The organism is Streptomyces sp. NPDC002566, from assembly GCF_042889585.1.
Taxonomy (GTDB): domain Bacteria; phylum Actinomycetota; class Actinomycetes; order Streptomycetales; family Streptomycetaceae; genus Streptomyces.
Genome location: NZ_JBIARD010000007.1, coordinates 435,965 through 450,866, shown reverse-complemented (window position 1 = coordinate 450,866; position 14,902 = coordinate 435,965). Strand labels below are relative to the sequence as shown.

Below are 14,902 nucleotides of genomic sequence, written 5' to 3'. Positions count from 1 at the left end.
TGCCGCGAAGCAGCGGGGGATCCCGCACTCGCCGCGGTGGCGCCCTGCTCCTCGTGGTCACGCAGCATCCGCAATGGCGTTGGCGGGTGAGGGATGTTGCCCCTCCGTCGCGCCCGTGGCGGATCAACGCCCGTTGTGCCGCCTCGCCTGCTCGCGAAGGGCGTGAAGGAGCGTCGTGACATGGGGCCGGTCACGGCCGCTGATCGTGGCGACGCCGATGTGCCGGATCGGGCCCGGCGACTTGATCGGGACGGTGGTCAGACCCGGGATCTCGGGTGTGAGCGCGATGGAGGGGATCAGGGAGACTCCCATGCCCGCGCCGACGAGGGAGCGGGCGAAGAAGTAGTCGGTGGTGGTCCCGCGGATGTCCGGTTCGAAGCCGGCGTGCCGGGCGAAGCGGCGCAGGTAGGCCTCGGTCTTCAGACAGCCGAGCACCCAGGGTTCGGCCGCCAGATCGGCGAGGTCGAGCGCGTCGTGGTCGGCGAGTCGGTGCCCCTGCGGCAGGACGACGTGCAGGGGGTCCTCCAGGAGCGGCGTCCACTCCATGCTGGAGCGGGGGCCCGGTCCGACGGGGAGCGGGCCGTCGAAGTGGTAGGCGAGGGCGAGGTCCACGGCGCCTTGACGGACGAGTGGAAGGGTGGCCTCGGGTTCGCCCTCCCTGACGTGGAGCACGGTGCGGGGATGGGCTGCCATGAGCCGGGTCAGAGCGGCGGGCAGCAGAAGCCTGCCGCCACTGGTGAAGGTGGCGACGGTGAGCTGGGTGCGGCCGGTGCTGAGCGCGGCGACCTGCTGTCGTGCGTGTTCGAGCTCCGCGGCGACGGATTCCGCGGTGCCGACCATGATCCGGCCGGCCGCGGTGAGGGTGACGCCCCGGGTGGTGCGCGCGACGACCTGGGTGCCGAGACTGCGCTCCAGGGCGGCCACTTGCTGGGAGACGGCCGAGGGGGTGAGACGGAGAGCCGCGGCCGCCTGGTTGAAGCTGCCGTGCTCCGCCACCGCCCGCAGGACCCGGAGCCGCTGCACATCGATCAACAGTTTTCCTTAATACGAAGACAGGAAGTCAGGACTTCTGGTGATGACGATAGATCTCCATGCTGAGGGGCATGCAAGAGATCTGCGTCATCGGCGGAAGCCGGTACTTCGGAAAGCTCCTGGTGGAGCGCCTGCAGGCCGCGGGCCACCGGGTCAGCGTGATCAACCGCGGCTCCGCCCAGCCGCCTGCCGGCGTCGAGCACCTCGTCGTCGACCGCAACGACGAGGCCGCCCTGACGGCCGCGCTCGACGCCCGCACCTTCGACGTCGTGGTGGACCAGGTCTGCTACACGCCGGTACAGGCCGCGGTCGCCGCCCGAGCGTTCGCACGCCGCACCCGGCGCTACGTCATGACCTCCACGATCGAGGTCTACGACCCCGCGACGGCCGCCCTGCCGGCCGTGCCCTCGGGGACGCCCGTGCCGGAGGAGAACGTGGACCCGACCACCTGGCAGGTGGCCATGGACCTGCCCTGGCACGACGACGCCTACCTGGAGGCGCACTACGCCGAGGGCAAGCGGCAGGCCGAGGCCGTCTTCGCCCACGCCGGCGACTTCGCCTTCGCCACTGTGCGCAGCGCCCATGTGCTCGGCGGCGGCGCGCAGGAATTCACCGGCCGGCTGGCGCACTACTGCGGGCGCCTCACCCGGGGCGAAGAGATCACTGTGCACGCGAAGGCGCTGCCCACGGTCTTCATCCACCACGAAGAGCTGGCGGACCTGTTGTCGTGGGCGACCGCAGCCGATTTCACCGGCCCGGTCAACGCCTGCTCCGACGGCCCGCTCGACGTGTACGACCTCGCGGAGATCGTCGCCGCGCAGGCCGGCCGGGAGGCCGTCTACCGGGCGGTCCCAGCGGGTGAGGAGGCTTCGCCGTTCTCCTTCGACCGTCACTACGCCATGAGCAACGCCCGCGCGAAGGCGCTGGGCTTCTCCTTCTCCCGCACCGCCGACTGGCTGCCCGGCGCCGTCGCCGAAGCCCTCGCCGTATCCGCCGCTCCCACCGATTGAGGAACAAGGCCACCATGCAGTACCGCACCATCGCCCACACCGTCGTCAGCGCCGTCGGCCTGGGCGCCATGCCGCTCTCCGTCGAGCACCGCCCGGACGAGAGGCGGGCCATCGCCACGGTCCACGCCGCCCTCGACGCCGGTGTCACCCTCATCGACACCGCCGACAGCTACCACTGGCACGCCGACGAGGCGGGCCACAACGAGCTGCTGATCGCCCGCGCCCTGGCCCGCTACGGCGGCGACACCTCCCATGTCCTGGTGGCGACCAAGGGCGGCCGCGGCCGCCCCGGCGACGGCAGCTGGACCGTCACCGCCACCCCCGCCCGCCTCAAGCGAGCCGCTGAAGCGTCCGCCAAGCGCCTGGACGTCGACGCGATCGGCTTGTACCAGCTGCACAAGCCGGACCCGACCGTCCCCTGGGCGGAATCCGTCGGCGCACTGCGCGAACTTCTCGACGCCGGCACGATCCGTGCCGCCGGCATCTCCAACGTCACCACCGCCCAGATCCGTAAGGCACATCAGATCCTCGGCGACGGGCTCGTCTCCGTACAGAACCAGTACTCGCCCGCCGTCCGCGACAGCGAGCCCGAGTTGCGGCTGAGTGAACGGCTGGGGCTGGCCTTCCTGCCCTGGAGCCCACTCGGCGGCATCTCCCGCAGTTCCCTCGACGGCCCCTCCGGTCCCACCTCCGCCGGCACGGCCTTCCACCGCATCGCCGCCGAACGGGACGTCAGCCCACAGCAGATCGCTCTGGCCTGGCTGCTCGCCCGCTCCCCGGCGGTGATCCCGGTACCGGGAGCCAGCCGCCCGGCCTCCATCACCGACTCCGCCAGGGCCGCAGAGCTCACGCTGAACCCACAGGAGCTGGCGGAACTCGAGGACGTCCGGCCGAGCTGAGCTGAGTCGCGGGCCAGGACACCGGGGCCGGCACCGGCGGGCCCCGCGCACCGGTATCGGGGCCAGGTCCCTCAGGGACCGGCGTCGCCGGCGTCGCCCAGCAGGTGTGTCCAGCTGTCCGCCAGCAGGGCGAGCGCCGCCGCGGAGTCCGTGTGCCAGCCGTGGCGCATCCAGTGCCGGGCCAGCTGGTCCAGCTGGCTCAGCGCCAGGAAGCCCCGCAGACGCCGGGAGGCCGGATCGAAGCGGTCCGCCTGCCGCAGACCCGTCTCGATGTCGGCGACGACCTCGTCGAACCACCGGTCCACCACAGGACGCAGCTCCGGCTCCACCACCGCCGCCTCGTGCGCGGCGAGGACGTACGGGCGGATCCGGGGCCACTGCCGGGCCGTCGCCCGCAGCCAGTCCTCGATGCCGTCCCGGTCGCCCCGGCGGACCACCGCAGCCAGCTCCCCGCCCCCCGGCCCCGTCCCGCGCCCCAGCAGTTCGTCGAGCTCGTCGACCAGCGCCCTCATCAGCGCCGCCCGCGACGGGAAGTACGCGTAGAACGTCACCCGGGTGGTGCCCGCGGCCTTGGCGATGTCGTCGACCTTGGTCCCCGCGTAACCCCGCTGCTCGAACAGCTCCAGCGCCGTCGACAGCAGCAGCCGGCGGGTCATCTCCTTCTGTGCGGCGCGCAGGTTGGCCACGGCAGGCGCTCCAGGTCGACTGCGAAGGGCCCGCTGACCTGCGAGGTAGCGCTCCCGGTGGACGTCCACATCGTACGCCACGGGCCTTCGGCGCCCCGGGGGCCCGCACAGGCGGGCGGGGCACGCCGATGGGTGCGACCGGAACGGGGGACCGGTCGCACCCCCGCGTGCTCTTACGCGCGCGTGCGGACCGGGATCTCCTGCCAGCCGAACGCGATGAAGGACGGCACCTGCCGCAGCCCCTCGGCCCCCGCCGCGAGACTCAGCTCCGGGAACCGTTCGAACAGCGCGGGCAGCGCGGTCAGCGCCTCCATCCGGGCCAGCGGCGCGCCGATGCACCGGTGCACGCCGATCCCGAACGCCAGATGGTCGTCCGCGCCGCGCGCCGCGTCGAACACGTCCGCGTCCGCCCCGTAGTGAGCCGGATCCAGGCCCGCCGCCGCGTACGTCGTGATGATGGCGTCCCCGGCCGGGATCGTCACCCCGCCCACCTCCAGGTCGCTCACGGCGAACCGCAGCGGCAGCGAGGCGATCGACGGGTGCACCCGCAGCGTCTCGTCCACGACCGCGTCCCAGCCGATCTCCCCGGCCCGCACCGCCGCCAGCTGCCCGGGCCGATCCAGCAGCGCCACCACCGCGTTGCCGATCAGATTCACCGTCGTCTCGAACCCGGCGCCGATCACCAGCAGCAGCGTGTACAGCAGCTCCTCGTCGCTGAGCCGGTCCCCGTCCTCGTCGCGCACCCGGATCAGCTCGGTCGTCATGTCGTCCCCGGGGTGCTCGGCCTTGTGCGCGATGAGCCCGCCGAGGACCGTGCCGATCTGCTCCTGCACGAACGCGGCGTGCTCCGGGCTCGGGTCCGAGGTGTCCATGATGGCCGCGATCAACCGGGCCACCGGCTCCCTCGACTCCTCGGGCACACCGAACAGTTCGCAGATGATCCGCATCGGCAGCGGATGCGCGAACCCGGCCTTCAGATCGACCACCGCGCCGTCCGCCGCACTGTCGCCGAGCGCGTCCAGCAGCTCCGCCGTGATCGCCTCCACCCGCTCCCGCAGCGCCTCGGTGCGGCGGTGCGTGAAGCTCGGCGCGACCAGTTTGCGCAGCCGCGCGTGGTCGGCGCCGTACGTGGAGAGCATGTTGACCACGCCCACCCAGCCCAGGATCCACCCCCAGGTCGGGTGCTCGCCGATCTCCGGCCACAGCCGCCAGTGCCGCCGCGGATCCTTGCTGACCCGCGGATCGAGGATCAGCTCCTTGAGCGTGTCGTACCCGGTGGGCGCCCAGGCCGGGATGCCGCCCGGCAGCTCCACCGGGACGACCGCGCCGAGGGCGCGCAGCCGGGCGCTCTCGGCGGCGATGTCGGCGCCCAACGGGTCGATGACCAAGCGCTGGGCGCGGGCGGCGGGGTCGGTGCTGTCGGTCACGGTCACGACGGGACTCCTGACTGGTCGGCGGAGCGTGGGCTGAAACGGACGGGCAGTGCGGTCAGCGAGCGGTGGAACGGACCAGGACGCCAGCTCAGGCGCTCACGGGGCAGCACCGGGTCCAGGTCGGGCAGCCACTGGGTGAGCCGCTCGATCGCCTCGGTCACCAGGAGCAGCGCGTGCTGCCTGACCGGGCAGGCGTGCGGGCCCGCGCCCCACGACAGGTGCGAGGCGTCGTTCGGCAGCCGCCCACCGGCGCCCTCGCGTTCGGAGAAGTGGCCGAGCGCCCCGTACGACACCACCACCGGCACCGCGTCGCGCAGCCACACCCCGTGGAACGACAGCGGGCGGCGCGCGTAGTAGACGCCGTAGTTGGCGAGCGGCGTCTCGTGGTGCATCACCTCCACCACCGCGTCCGTCACCGGGCGGGCGCCGCTGGTGAGGGTGGAGTAGTAGGCGGGGTTGCCCAGGATCCGGGACAGCGTGTTGGACAGCAGGTTCGCCGTCGGCTCGTAGCCGGCGCCCAGGGTGAGGAACACCTGCCAGGTGACCTCCTCGCGCGTCAGCCCGGCGGGATGGTCGAGGAGCCGGCTCGGCAGGTCGTCGCCGCGCTGCTCCGCCTTGGCGGCGATCAACTCCAGCACGTACCCGGCGTACTCCGCCTCGCCCTCGGCCGCGTCGGCGCCGCCCTCCATCATCTTGCCCAGGCCCAGATCGAGCCGGTCGCCCTGGCTGTCCGGGAGGCCGAACAGGTCGTTGAACACCAGCGCCATCAGCGGCCGGGAGAAGTCCGCGACCAGATCGGCCTCGCCGCGCGGCCCGATCCGGCCCGCCAGCAGCCGCACCGCGCGGTGCACCCGCGCCCGCAGGTCGTGCGGCTCCACCAGGTCGAACACGTCGATCAGGGTGGTGCGGTAGCGGAGATGGGCGGCGCCGTCGGCGAACAGGGCGTTGGGCCGCCAGCGCATCATGCCCAGCACCGGCGAGTCGGCGGGGACGGTGGTCTCCCACGCGCGCGGGTCGTGCGAGAACGCCTCCGTGTCGCGCAGCACCTCCAGCGCGGCCCGCCGGTCCGTGACGACGTACGCCGGCACGCCCGGCGCGAGTTCCGCCCAGCCGACGGGGCCCTGGGCGCGCAGCGCCGCGTAGTAGCGGTGCGGGTCCGACGCGAAGCCGTCCTCCCACAGCCGCACGGGCACGGTCCGGGTGAAGTCGTGCCGGTCGGCGGGGCGGGCGCTCACCGGGCCTCCGCCGGGTCGCGGGCGATCAGGTGGTCCACGAGGGCCAGCAGCGCGTCGATCGAGGAGTTCGCGTCCCGCGCGTCGCAGGTCACCATCGGCGTGTCCGCATCCAGGTCCAGGGCCCGCCGCAGCCGTTCCTCGCCGTGGCGGGGCGCGTCGGGGAACGCGTTGAAGGCGACCGCGTACGGCAGCCCGCTCTCCTCCACCAGCCCCAGCACGTCGAACGACGCGTCCAGCCGGCGGCTGTCGACCAGGACGAGCGCGCCGAGCGCCCCGTAGGCGATGTCGTCCCACAGTGAACGGAACCGCTCCTGGCCCGGGGTGCCGAACAGGTACAGCACCACCCCGCCGGGCAGGCTGATCCGGCCGAAGTCGATGGCCACCGTCGTCGTCGCCTTGTCCCGCACCCCGGCGAGATCGTCCACCCGGGCGGACGCCTCACTGAGCGGCTCCTCGGTGTGCAGCGGCCGGATCTCCGACACCGAGTCGATCAACGTCGTCTTCCCCACCCCGAAGGGGCCGGCGACGAGGATCTTCACGAGCGCGCGGGCGGTGTCGGGGAGGTGGACGGGGGTGTCGTGGGTGTCTGAGGTGTCGGGGGAGGCTGCGGTGGGCGTGTCGTCGCCCTGCGGAGGGGTGCGGGGTGGGGTGCTAGGGGTGCTTGAGGGCGCGGAGGCCATCGGCCACTCTCTTCAGCAGGTCGGGGTCGAAGCGTTCGGCGGGCGGGATCGGCTCGCGGGCGTGGACGAGGTCCCGGTCGGCGAGGTCAGCCGCCAGAACGCGCACCGCGGACACCGGCAGTCTGAGCAGCGCCGCCGCCTCGACCACCGTGAGCGAGCCGCCCTCCAGGGCGTCCAGCAGGGCGAGCCCGGCGGGGGGCAGTCCGGCGGGGGGCAGCCCGTCCGACGGCCCGGCGCGACGCCCGCCGGGCGCGGCTCCCGGGCTGCGGGAGAGCACCGACAGCCGCTCCAGCTGGGGGCGGCTGGGCCGGGCCACGCCGCCGGTCGACAGGTACGCGGGCACCAGGGGACGGCCGGCCGGGCGGCCGGTCATGCCGGAGCGGTGTCGTCGGCTCCTCGGGGCGCGGCCGTCATGGCCTTCTCGCCGAGCCGCGCCACCTGGGAGTGCACCCGGTGCGCCAGCAGGTCCAGGCGCACCTCGCCGTCCCCGTAGGCGGCGACGCAGGTGCCGTGATCCGTTGGCACGATCAGGACGTAGCCGTGGTTCGACTCGATGACGATCTGGCGCACCTCGGCGCGCTCGCGGTCGGCGAACGCGGCCGCCGCGGTGCGACACGCCCCCTGCACGGTGCTGGTGATGGCGGCCACCCGCTCGGCCGACGGCTGCGAGAGCGCGTCGGTGTACCCCGTCACGAGCCCGTCCCGGGTCAGCATGACGGCGGCGACCACGTGCGGCACCTGCAGGATCGGCTCCAGCACCCATGCGGTGTCGCCCGTGTTGCGGCTGGTCATCGGGCCGCGCCTCCTTCGTCGTCGGTGGTGGTGTCGTGCTCGTCGCTCACGCCGTCGCGCCCGCCCCCACCGACGTCCGGCTCATCCCGGCCGGCAGGATCCGCCCCGGCGAAGACCGTCGCGGCGGGGCCTTCGCCATCGGCGGGAGTGGCCCTGACCGAGGCCTCGCCGATGCGGTCGGCGTGGGTGGAGGTCGGCGTGCTCGGGGTTACGTGCGTGTGCGGGGGTTCGGCGGGAGTCGTCCTGGCGGGGGCAGCGCCCGTGTGCGCGGTGTCGGCGGGGGCTGCCGTGTGCGGGGGTTCGGCGGGAGTCGTCCCGGCGGGGGCAGCGCCCGTGTGCGCGGGTTCGACGGCAGCCGGCTTGGGCGGGGCATCGCTGGGGTGCGCGGTGTCGGCGGGGGCCGGTGTTGCGGGGACGTCGTTCGTGGGGGCAAGCCAAGGCGTGGCCTCGCCCGTGCGCTCGGTGTCGGCGGGAGTCGCCCTGACCGGGGCCTCGCCCGTGTGCGCGGGTTCGGCGGCAGCCGCCCTGGCCGGGGGCTCGCTGGGAGTCGTCCTGGCCGGGGTCTCGCTCGTGTGCTCGGCGTGGGCGGCAGTCGTCCCGGCGCGGGGCTTGCCCGGCTGCTCCGCGTCGGTGCGAGACGGTGTCGTCGGGGGCTGGGCACCGTGCATCGCGTTCGCCTCGGCGCGGGCCGCCGCTGTGCCGGATTGCAGTGCGCCCAGCGCGGCCGCGGCGTCCTCCGGGCGGCGCGCCGTCCGCTGCGGTTCGGGCCGGCTCGTCCGCTCGGCCGTCTCCGTCGGTTCCGTGGAGACGGCGACCCGGCTGCGGCGGCGGCGCTGCGGCAGCCCGTCGGCGTCGTACGGGGCGTGGTCCTGAGGCGTCTCGGGGACGTCAGCCTCGGGGCCGTAGGAGTGGGTGGGCGCCGCGCTCGTCCTGCTCGCGGTGCGGGTGGTGCGCGGCGCGCTCGCCGCCGGCGGGCGGGCGGCCGGGTCGAGCCGGCTGAGCAGGTGGCTGTCGACGCGCAGCACCGCGCGCACCCCGCCGTACGGGGAGGCGGACGAGACGTCGACGCTCAGGTCGAACTGCCGGGTGAGCCGGCCGACCGCGGCGAGGCCCATCCGGGGCGGGTCGCCCAGGTCGGTCAGCAGAATGGGGGTGTCGCCGGCCACCAGCCGCTGCGCGCGCTCGCGTTCCTCGCGGGTCATGCCGAGGCCCGCGTCGTCGACGGTGACGCACACACCGTGGTGGACGTGCTGGAGACTGACCACGACGCCGGTCTCCGGCGCGGAGTGGCGCAGGGCGTTGTCGAGGAGCTCGGCGACGATGATGGCGACGGGCTCCACCGCGTGCGAGACCAGGGCCGTGCCCGGCTCGAGATGGTTGTGGACCTGCACCCGGTGGTAGCCGGCGAGCCGGGCCTGGCCGCCGGTGACCGCGTCCACGAGGTGCGACTCCTCGCGCGCCAGTCCCACCCAGGCCCCGCACACCACCGCGGTGACCTGGGCCCGGCGCAGCGACTGCTCGTTCTCATGGTCGAGCTGGAAAAGCGTCTGGGCCAACTCAGGATCGTCGTACCGTTGTTGCAGACCGCGCAGGGCGTCCTGGAGCCGGTACAGGGCGGCCTGGATCTCCCGGGTGGCGCCGCGCATCCCGGCCTGTGCCGCCGCGTCGACGCGGGTCCGCTGTTCGACGACCTCCGCCTGGAGCGCCAGGAGCACGTTCTCCAGCGCGACGCCCATGGGCGTCCCGGCGGTCAGCGGCTGGAGGGGCCCCGGCACCTCCACATGCGGATGGGCCACCTGGCGGGCCGCGGCGGACACGCGCCGCGCCGCGAGATGCTCGACCTCCGCCATGAACGACCGGTGTGTGCCGTCGAGTTGCGTGCGCAACACAGCGATCTCGGCCCGCTGCCGGTCCCGTTGCCGGCGTGACCGCAGCAGCCCGCCGCCGAGGGCGAGCGCGGACAGTGTCCCGACGGCGAGGCCGCCGGCCACCAGGTCCGGTAGTTCGATCATCGATTCGGTTCCAGGAAGGGTCGGGCGTGCCGGGGCGGGTGAGGGCAGGGGCCCGGGGTGACGACCGGGTTACCGCAGCACAGTACACACCGTCACCGAGCGATCTTGCCCGCTCCTAAAGGACTTGGCTCCGAAAGTGACCGGTACTTGTTGGGTTCTGCGTCGACTGTCTGGATTGCCGTGTGCCGTAAGCGACTTGACCTGGCCACATTCCGTCCGGAAACCGGTTCGGTCCCCGGCCGGCCGGCAGGGTTCTCAGCCGCCGCCTGACCCACCCCTGGACACCGACAGCGGCGTCTCCGTCTGACGCAGCTCCGCCAGCAACTCGTTCTGGCCGGCGAGGAGTTCCGTCAGGATGCGGCGGGCCGCGCGCAGCAGTTCGGCGACGTCGCCGCCGGCGAGGGCGTAGCTGACGGTCGAGCCCTCGCGGATCGACACGACGATCCCGGAACGGCGCAGCACGGCCAACTGCTGGGAGAGGCTGGACGGTTCGATCTCGATCTCGGAGAGCAGGTCCCGCACCGCGACGGGACCGCCCTGGAGCAGTTCGAGGACCCTGATGCGCACAGGGTGACCGAGCATGCGGAAGAACTCGGCCTTGGCCTGGTAGAGGGGCACCTGCATGGCGATCGCACGCTCCCTGCCGCTTCGTGGTCCTGCGTGGTGTCGATCCTGGCGACTGAGGGCTCCGCACGCCCCGCTGATGCACTGATGTGGATGTGCCGAGTTGCAGAAATCTTCAACTCGCGGGCATGCGAAGCCGTCGCGAACGCCGTCTAGACCTCCAGTTCGGTCTCGATCCGCTTCAACTGGTGGCGGGCCATGGCCAGGTTGGAGCGCTCGCGGTCGAGGACGAGGTAGATGAACAGGCCCGCGCCCTGACGGCCCTTGAGCAGCCGGATGAGGTGGTACTGGCTGCCGAGGGTGATCAGGATGTCCTCGATGTCGCTGGTCACCCCGAGGTGCTCCATGGTGCGGACCTTGGCGCGGATCACGTCGGTGTTTCCCGCCGCCGCCACGTTGAGGTCGAGCTCCTTGCCGCCGCCGAGCGTGCCCAGCGCCATGCCGCTCGTGTAGTCCACGACGGCCGCGCCCAGCGCCCCCTCGATCATGGTCATCGTCTCCTTCAGGGAGATCTCCACATTCGCCAAGGCGACTCCTCCTGCCCGTTGCACGGGACCGGGCTCCTCCGGCCCCGCTCGTGCCCCGAACGTACGAAGCGGGCGGCGCCCGGCGGCGCAGGGCTCCGGGACTGGCGCAAGACGGTTCGAAAGAGAGAGATACCGAGTCGCTTTCTGATCGCGAACACGCGAAAAACGTCCGAACCGCCTGTGCCGCTGCTTGCGGCGGGGCGGGGGAGCGGGCAGGGTTCCGTCCCGTGGCCACCTTGCTGATCGTCCATCACACGCCGTCGCCGAACTGCCAGGCGATGTTCGAAGCGGTCGTCTCGGGCGCGACGGCACCGGAGATCGAGGGCGTCCGCGTGGTGCGCCGCGCCGCCCTCGCCGCCACCGCCTCCGACGTCCTGGAGGCCGACGGCTGTGTGCTGGGCGCGCCGGCCAACCTCGGCTACATGGCGGGCGCCCTCAAGCACTTCTTCGACCAGATCTACTACCCGTGCCTCGACAGCACCCGGGGCCGCCCCTTCGCCTACTACGTCCACGGCGGCAACGACGTCACCGGCGCGGTGCGCGGCATCGAGGCGATCACGACGGGCCTGGGCTGGCGCCGCGCGGCCGAACCCGTCCTGGTCACCGGGGAGCCCGGCAAGGCCGACCTGGAGGCGTGCTGGGAACTGGGCGCGGTGACGGCCGCGGGGCTGGCGCAGTGACCGTCAGCCCGGCGGTCGACGACGTGATACGCGGCCTCCTCCGCCCAAGCCCCCGCGGCGCACGCCCCTGTCAGTCCCAGAGCGGATACGTCACCACCCGCTCGAACTGGGCGGGACGGTCCCCGGGGTACTCCAGGGTGATCCGGCCGTAGCGCTCCACCCCGGCCCGCTTCTCCCAGGACTTCGGCTGGTCCAGCCGGACGACCACCCGGTAGGAGCGGAAGGTGCCCGCGGCGCAGTACGGCTTGCAGTCGTTGACGGCGTTGAAGCCCGTGGCCCGGGCCGAATCCGCGTCCCAGCGGTCCCATTTCAGCGAGAGGAGGCGGCTGTTGCCGTCGCCGCAGGCCAGGATGAAGTCATGGGGCCGCACCTGCGGGTCCCACAGGCAGTCGACCAGGACGGGCGTCGCGGTCTGCCGCGCGGCGGGCGGCGCGACGACGGGGGCGGCCGAGGCCGTGCCGAGCGTCGCGGTGACCCCCAGCGCGACGCCGAGCATCACCGCCGTTCTCGTCCTGTGTCCGCCCATGTCCGCTCCCGCACGCCGTCCGGGAGGCGGCCGTCCGCGTCCCGTGGAGGTTCCGTTCCGACGCTACGACGGCACGCGCACGCGGGCCACTCGAACGGCCCAAGGCCGCCCGGTCCGCACCTCGCCGCCCGGGTGTGCCCGGACGGGCACAGGCGGCGCACAGCGGCCGAAAAGAAGTGCCGGTCAGGGTGAACCCCCAGTGGGCAATGGTCATTTCCAGCCGTTGTCTTGGCAGTCTCATGACAAGAAGAGGCACTCGGTGTCACGCTGCTGCCGGACGTTCACCGTTCCTTCACGCGGACCACGTCCACACCACCCCCCACCTGTCACTCACCCCCCACCTCTCACCCCGCCTCACCCCGCCTTCCTCCTCCGGGCGCCCACAGACCCGCCCGCCTGCCGTGCCGCGCGTCCGGGCCGGATCCGACCCTCCGGCCCGCCCCCGTATCGGCCCGCACCCCGGGCCGACCGTCGCAGAAGGAGAACCCCCGTGCCCCGGCGACACCCCACACTCCACCGGCGCAGACGCGCCGCAGTCCTCGCCGCCACGACCGTGGGCGCCCTGCTCACGTTCGGCGCACCCGCGGGCCCGGCCGCCGCCGCCCCCGCCGATCCCGGCCCGGCCAAGATCAACGCCGTGCCGCGCGACGGCGCCGCCCCCGTCGCCCTCACCCCCGCCCGCCGGTCCGCGCTGGTGCGCGGCGCACAGGCCGCGGCCGGCGCCACGGCACACCGGCTCGGCCTCGGCGACCGCGAGAAGCTCGTCGCCAAGGACGTCGTCCAGGACGCCGACGGCACCACGCACACCCGCTACGAACGCACCTACGCCGGACTGCCCGTCCTCGGCGGCGACCTCGTCGTCCACGCCCGCGACGGCCGCACCACCGTGACCAAGGCGAGCGAGGCCGCCCTCACGCTGCCCTCCCTCACCCCCAAGCAGACGGCCGCGGCCGCCACCGGCCAGGCGCTCGCCAGCGCCGGGAAGGCCGACGTCGCCCGCGCCGAGGCCGGCGCGGCGCCCCGCCTCGTCGTGTGGGCGGGCCGCGGCAAGCCGGTCCTCGCCTGGGAGACGGTCGTCGAGGGCGTCCAGCGGGACGGCACCCCGAGCGAGCTCCACGTCGTCACCGACGCCGCCTCCGGCAAGGAGATCCTCGCCGCCGAGCACGTCCACACGGGCACCGGCACCGGCCAGTACAACGGCGCCGTCGACCTCGGCACCACCCTGTCCGGCTCGACGTACCAGCTCGTCGACCCGGGCCGCGCCGGCCAGCGCACTTACGACCTGAACCGGGGCACCTCCGGCACCGGCACCCTGTTCACGGACGACAACGATGTCTGGGGCGACGGCACCCCGGCCGACCGTCAGACGGCGGGCGTCGACGTGGCCTTCGGCGCCGCGGCCACCTGGGACTACTTCAAGGACGTACACGGCCGCAACGGCATCCGCAACGACGGTGTCGCCGCCTACAGCCGCGCCCACTACGGCAACAACTACGTCAACGCCTTCTGGCAGGACACCTGCTTCTGCATGACCTACGGCGACGGCGCCGGCAACGCCAAGCCGCTCACCTCGCTCGACGTGGCCGCCCACGAGATGAGCCACGGCGTCACCAGCGCCACCGCCAACCTCACCTACGCGGGCGAGTCCGGCGGCCTGAACGAGGCCACCTCCGACATCTTCGCCGCCGCCGCCGAGTTCCACGCCGGCCTCACCGCCGACGTACCCGACTACCTCGTCGGCGAGAAGATCGACATCAACGGCAACGGCACCCCGCTGCGGTACATGGACAAGCCCTCCAAGGACGGCTCCTCCCGCGACTACTGGAGCTCCACCCTCGGCAGCGTCGACGTCCACTACTCCTCCGGCCCCGCGAACCACTTCTTCTACCTCCTCTCGGAGGGCAGCGGCGCCAAGACCGTCAACGGCGTCTCCTACGACAGCCCCACCTACGACGGCAAGGCCGTCACCGGCATCGGCGTCGAGAACGCCGCCGCGATCTGGTACCGGGCGCTGAGCACCTACATGACGTCCTCCACCGACTACGCCGGCGCCCGCACCGCCACCCTCCAGGCCGCCGCCGACCTGTTCGGCGCCTACAGCCCCACCTACCTCGCCGTCGCCGACTCCTGGGCGGCGGTGAACGTCGGCAACCGCATCGCCCTCGGCGTGAACGTCGCCCCCGTCGGCGACCAGACCAGCGGCATCGGCCAGGCCGTCTCCCTCCAGGTGGACGCCTACACCACCAACGCCGGCGCCGCCCTCGCCTACGAGGCGAGCGGCCTGCCCGACGGGCTCTCCATCAGCGGGACGGGCCTGATCTCCGGCGTGCCGACCACCGTCGGCACCAGCGCGGTCACGGTGACCGTCACGGACGCCACCGGCGCGAAGGCCACCCTCGCCTTCGACTGGCGCGTCGCCTACGTCTACGCCTCCTCGGCCCGCGTCGACATACCCGACGCCGGCGCGGCGGTGGAGTCCCCGATCACCATCAACGGCCGTCCGGGCAACGCCTCGTCGGCCACCGAGGTGTACGTGAACATCGTCCACACCTACCGCGGTGACCTCACCGTCGACCTCGTCGGCCCCGACGGCACCGTCTACCCCCTGCTCAACCGCAGCGGCGGCTCCGCCGACAACGTCGACCAGACCTTCGTCGTCGACGCCTCGGCACAACCGGTCGACGGCACCTGGAAGTTGCGCGTCCAGGACCGCGCGTCGATCGACGTCGGCTTCATCCAGCGCTGGCAGCTGACTCCCTGACACAA

At 73.1% G+C, this 14,902-nt stretch carries 15 protein-coding genes; 4 read left to right on the top strand and 11 right to left on the bottom strand.

All coding sequences use genetic code 11. The features are described from left to right. Positions 1-123: 123 nt before the first annotated feature. On the bottom strand, positions 124-1,032 hold the full coding sequence (locus tag ACFYXA_RS28795) for a LysR family transcriptional regulator (RefSeq protein WP_389038205.1): 909 nt from the start codon (positions 1,030-1,032) through the stop codon (positions 124-126). A gap of 71 nt (positions 1,033-1,103) precedes the next feature. Between ACFYXA_RS28795 and ACFYXA_RS28790 the strand changes: the two genes are divergently transcribed. Further along, positions 1,104-2,042, top strand: coding sequence for an NAD-dependent epimerase/dehydratase family protein (locus ACFYXA_RS28790; protein WP_389038202.1), 939 nt, complete (start codon positions 1,104-1,106; stop codon positions 2,040-2,042). Positions 2,043-2,056: 14 nt separating this feature from the next. Continuing rightward, positions 2,057-2,941, top strand: a complete 885-nt coding sequence (locus ACFYXA_RS28785; protein WP_389038200.1) for an aldo/keto reductase — start codon at positions 2,057-2,059, stop codon at positions 2,939-2,941. Between the two features lie 71 nt (positions 2,942-3,012). Here ACFYXA_RS28785 and ACFYXA_RS28780 read toward each other — a convergent pair whose 3' ends face one another. From ACFYXA_RS28780 to ACFYXA_RS28740, 9 genes are all read right to left on the bottom strand, one after another. Then, the gene (locus tag ACFYXA_RS28780; protein WP_389038197.1) at positions 3,013-3,627 is read right to left on the bottom strand and encodes a TetR/AcrR family transcriptional regulator; all 615 of its coding nucleotides are present in this window, start codon (positions 3,625-3,627) and stop codon (positions 3,013-3,015) included. Positions 3,628-3,800: 173 nt separating this feature from the next. Beyond that, on the bottom strand, positions 3,801-5,060 hold the full coding sequence (locus ACFYXA_RS28775) for a cytochrome P450 (protein WP_389038194.1): 1,260 nt from the start codon (positions 5,058-5,060) through the stop codon (positions 3,801-3,803). Then, positions 5,057-6,295 (bottom strand): cytochrome P450, encoded by a 1,239-nt coding sequence (locus ACFYXA_RS28770; protein WP_389038191.1) that lies wholly within the window; start codon positions 6,293-6,295, stop codon positions 5,057-5,059. Before ACFYXA_RS28770 ends, ACFYXA_RS28775 begins: the two co-directional genes overlap by 4 nt. Next, positions 6,292-6,975 carry an ATP/GTP-binding protein gene (locus tag ACFYXA_RS28765; RefSeq protein WP_389038188.1) on the bottom strand — a complete coding sequence of 228 codons (684 nt, stop codon included), beginning with the start codon at positions 6,973-6,975 and terminating at the stop codon, positions 6,292-6,294. Before ACFYXA_RS28765 ends, ACFYXA_RS28770 begins: the two co-directional genes overlap by 4 nt. Continuing rightward, positions 6,947-7,348: a DUF742 domain-containing protein gene (locus ACFYXA_RS28760; RefSeq protein ID WP_352250821.1), complete on the bottom strand. Its 402-nt coding sequence runs from the start codon at positions 7,346-7,348 to the stop codon at positions 6,947-6,949. The genes ACFYXA_RS28765 and ACFYXA_RS28760 overlap by 29 nt, the downstream gene beginning before the upstream one ends. Beyond that, on the bottom strand, positions 7,345-7,767 hold the full coding sequence (locus tag ACFYXA_RS28755; RefSeq protein WP_351099423.1) for a roadblock/LC7 domain-containing protein: 423 nt from the start codon (positions 7,765-7,767) through the stop codon (positions 7,345-7,347). The genes ACFYXA_RS28760 and ACFYXA_RS28755 overlap by 4 nt, the downstream gene beginning before the upstream one ends. Further along, a complete protein-coding gene (locus ACFYXA_RS28750; RefSeq protein ID WP_389038184.1) occupies positions 7,764-9,779 on the bottom strand; it encodes an ATP-binding protein in 2,016 nt (671 codons plus the stop codon). The genes ACFYXA_RS28755 and ACFYXA_RS28750 overlap by 4 nt, the downstream gene beginning before the upstream one ends. 255 nt (positions 9,780-10,034) lie before the next feature. Beyond that, a complete protein-coding gene (locus ACFYXA_RS28745; protein WP_351099429.1) occupies positions 10,035-10,403 on the bottom strand; it encodes a metalloregulator ArsR/SmtB family transcription factor in 369 nt (122 codons plus the stop codon). 152 nt (positions 10,404-10,555) lie between these two features. Next, positions 10,556-10,930 carry a hypothetical protein gene (locus tag ACFYXA_RS28740; protein WP_352250816.1) on the bottom strand — a complete coding sequence of 125 codons (375 nt, stop codon included), beginning with the start codon at positions 10,928-10,930 and terminating at the stop codon, positions 10,556-10,558. Positions 10,931-11,157: 227 nt separating this feature from the next. Here ACFYXA_RS28740 and ACFYXA_RS28735 point away from each other — a divergent pair, with 227 nt between their 5' ends. After that, positions 11,158-11,610, top strand: a complete 453-nt coding sequence (locus tag ACFYXA_RS28735; RefSeq protein ID WP_389038179.1) for a flavodoxin family protein — start codon at positions 11,158-11,160, stop codon at positions 11,608-11,610. A gap of 70 nt (positions 11,611-11,680) precedes the next feature. Here the strand turns inward: ACFYXA_RS28735 and ACFYXA_RS28730 are convergent, their stop codons facing one another. Beyond that, entirely contained in the window at positions 11,681-12,136 is a 456-nt protein-coding gene (locus tag ACFYXA_RS28730; protein ID WP_389038176.1) for a hypothetical protein, read from the bottom strand. 490 nt (positions 12,137-12,626) lie between these two features. Between ACFYXA_RS28730 and ACFYXA_RS28725 the strand changes: the two genes are divergently transcribed. Further along, positions 12,627-14,897, top strand: a complete 2,271-nt coding sequence (locus ACFYXA_RS28725) for a M4 family metallopeptidase (RefSeq protein WP_352250811.1) — start codon at positions 12,627-12,629, stop codon at positions 14,895-14,897. Positions 14,898-14,902: the final 5 nt, after the last annotated feature.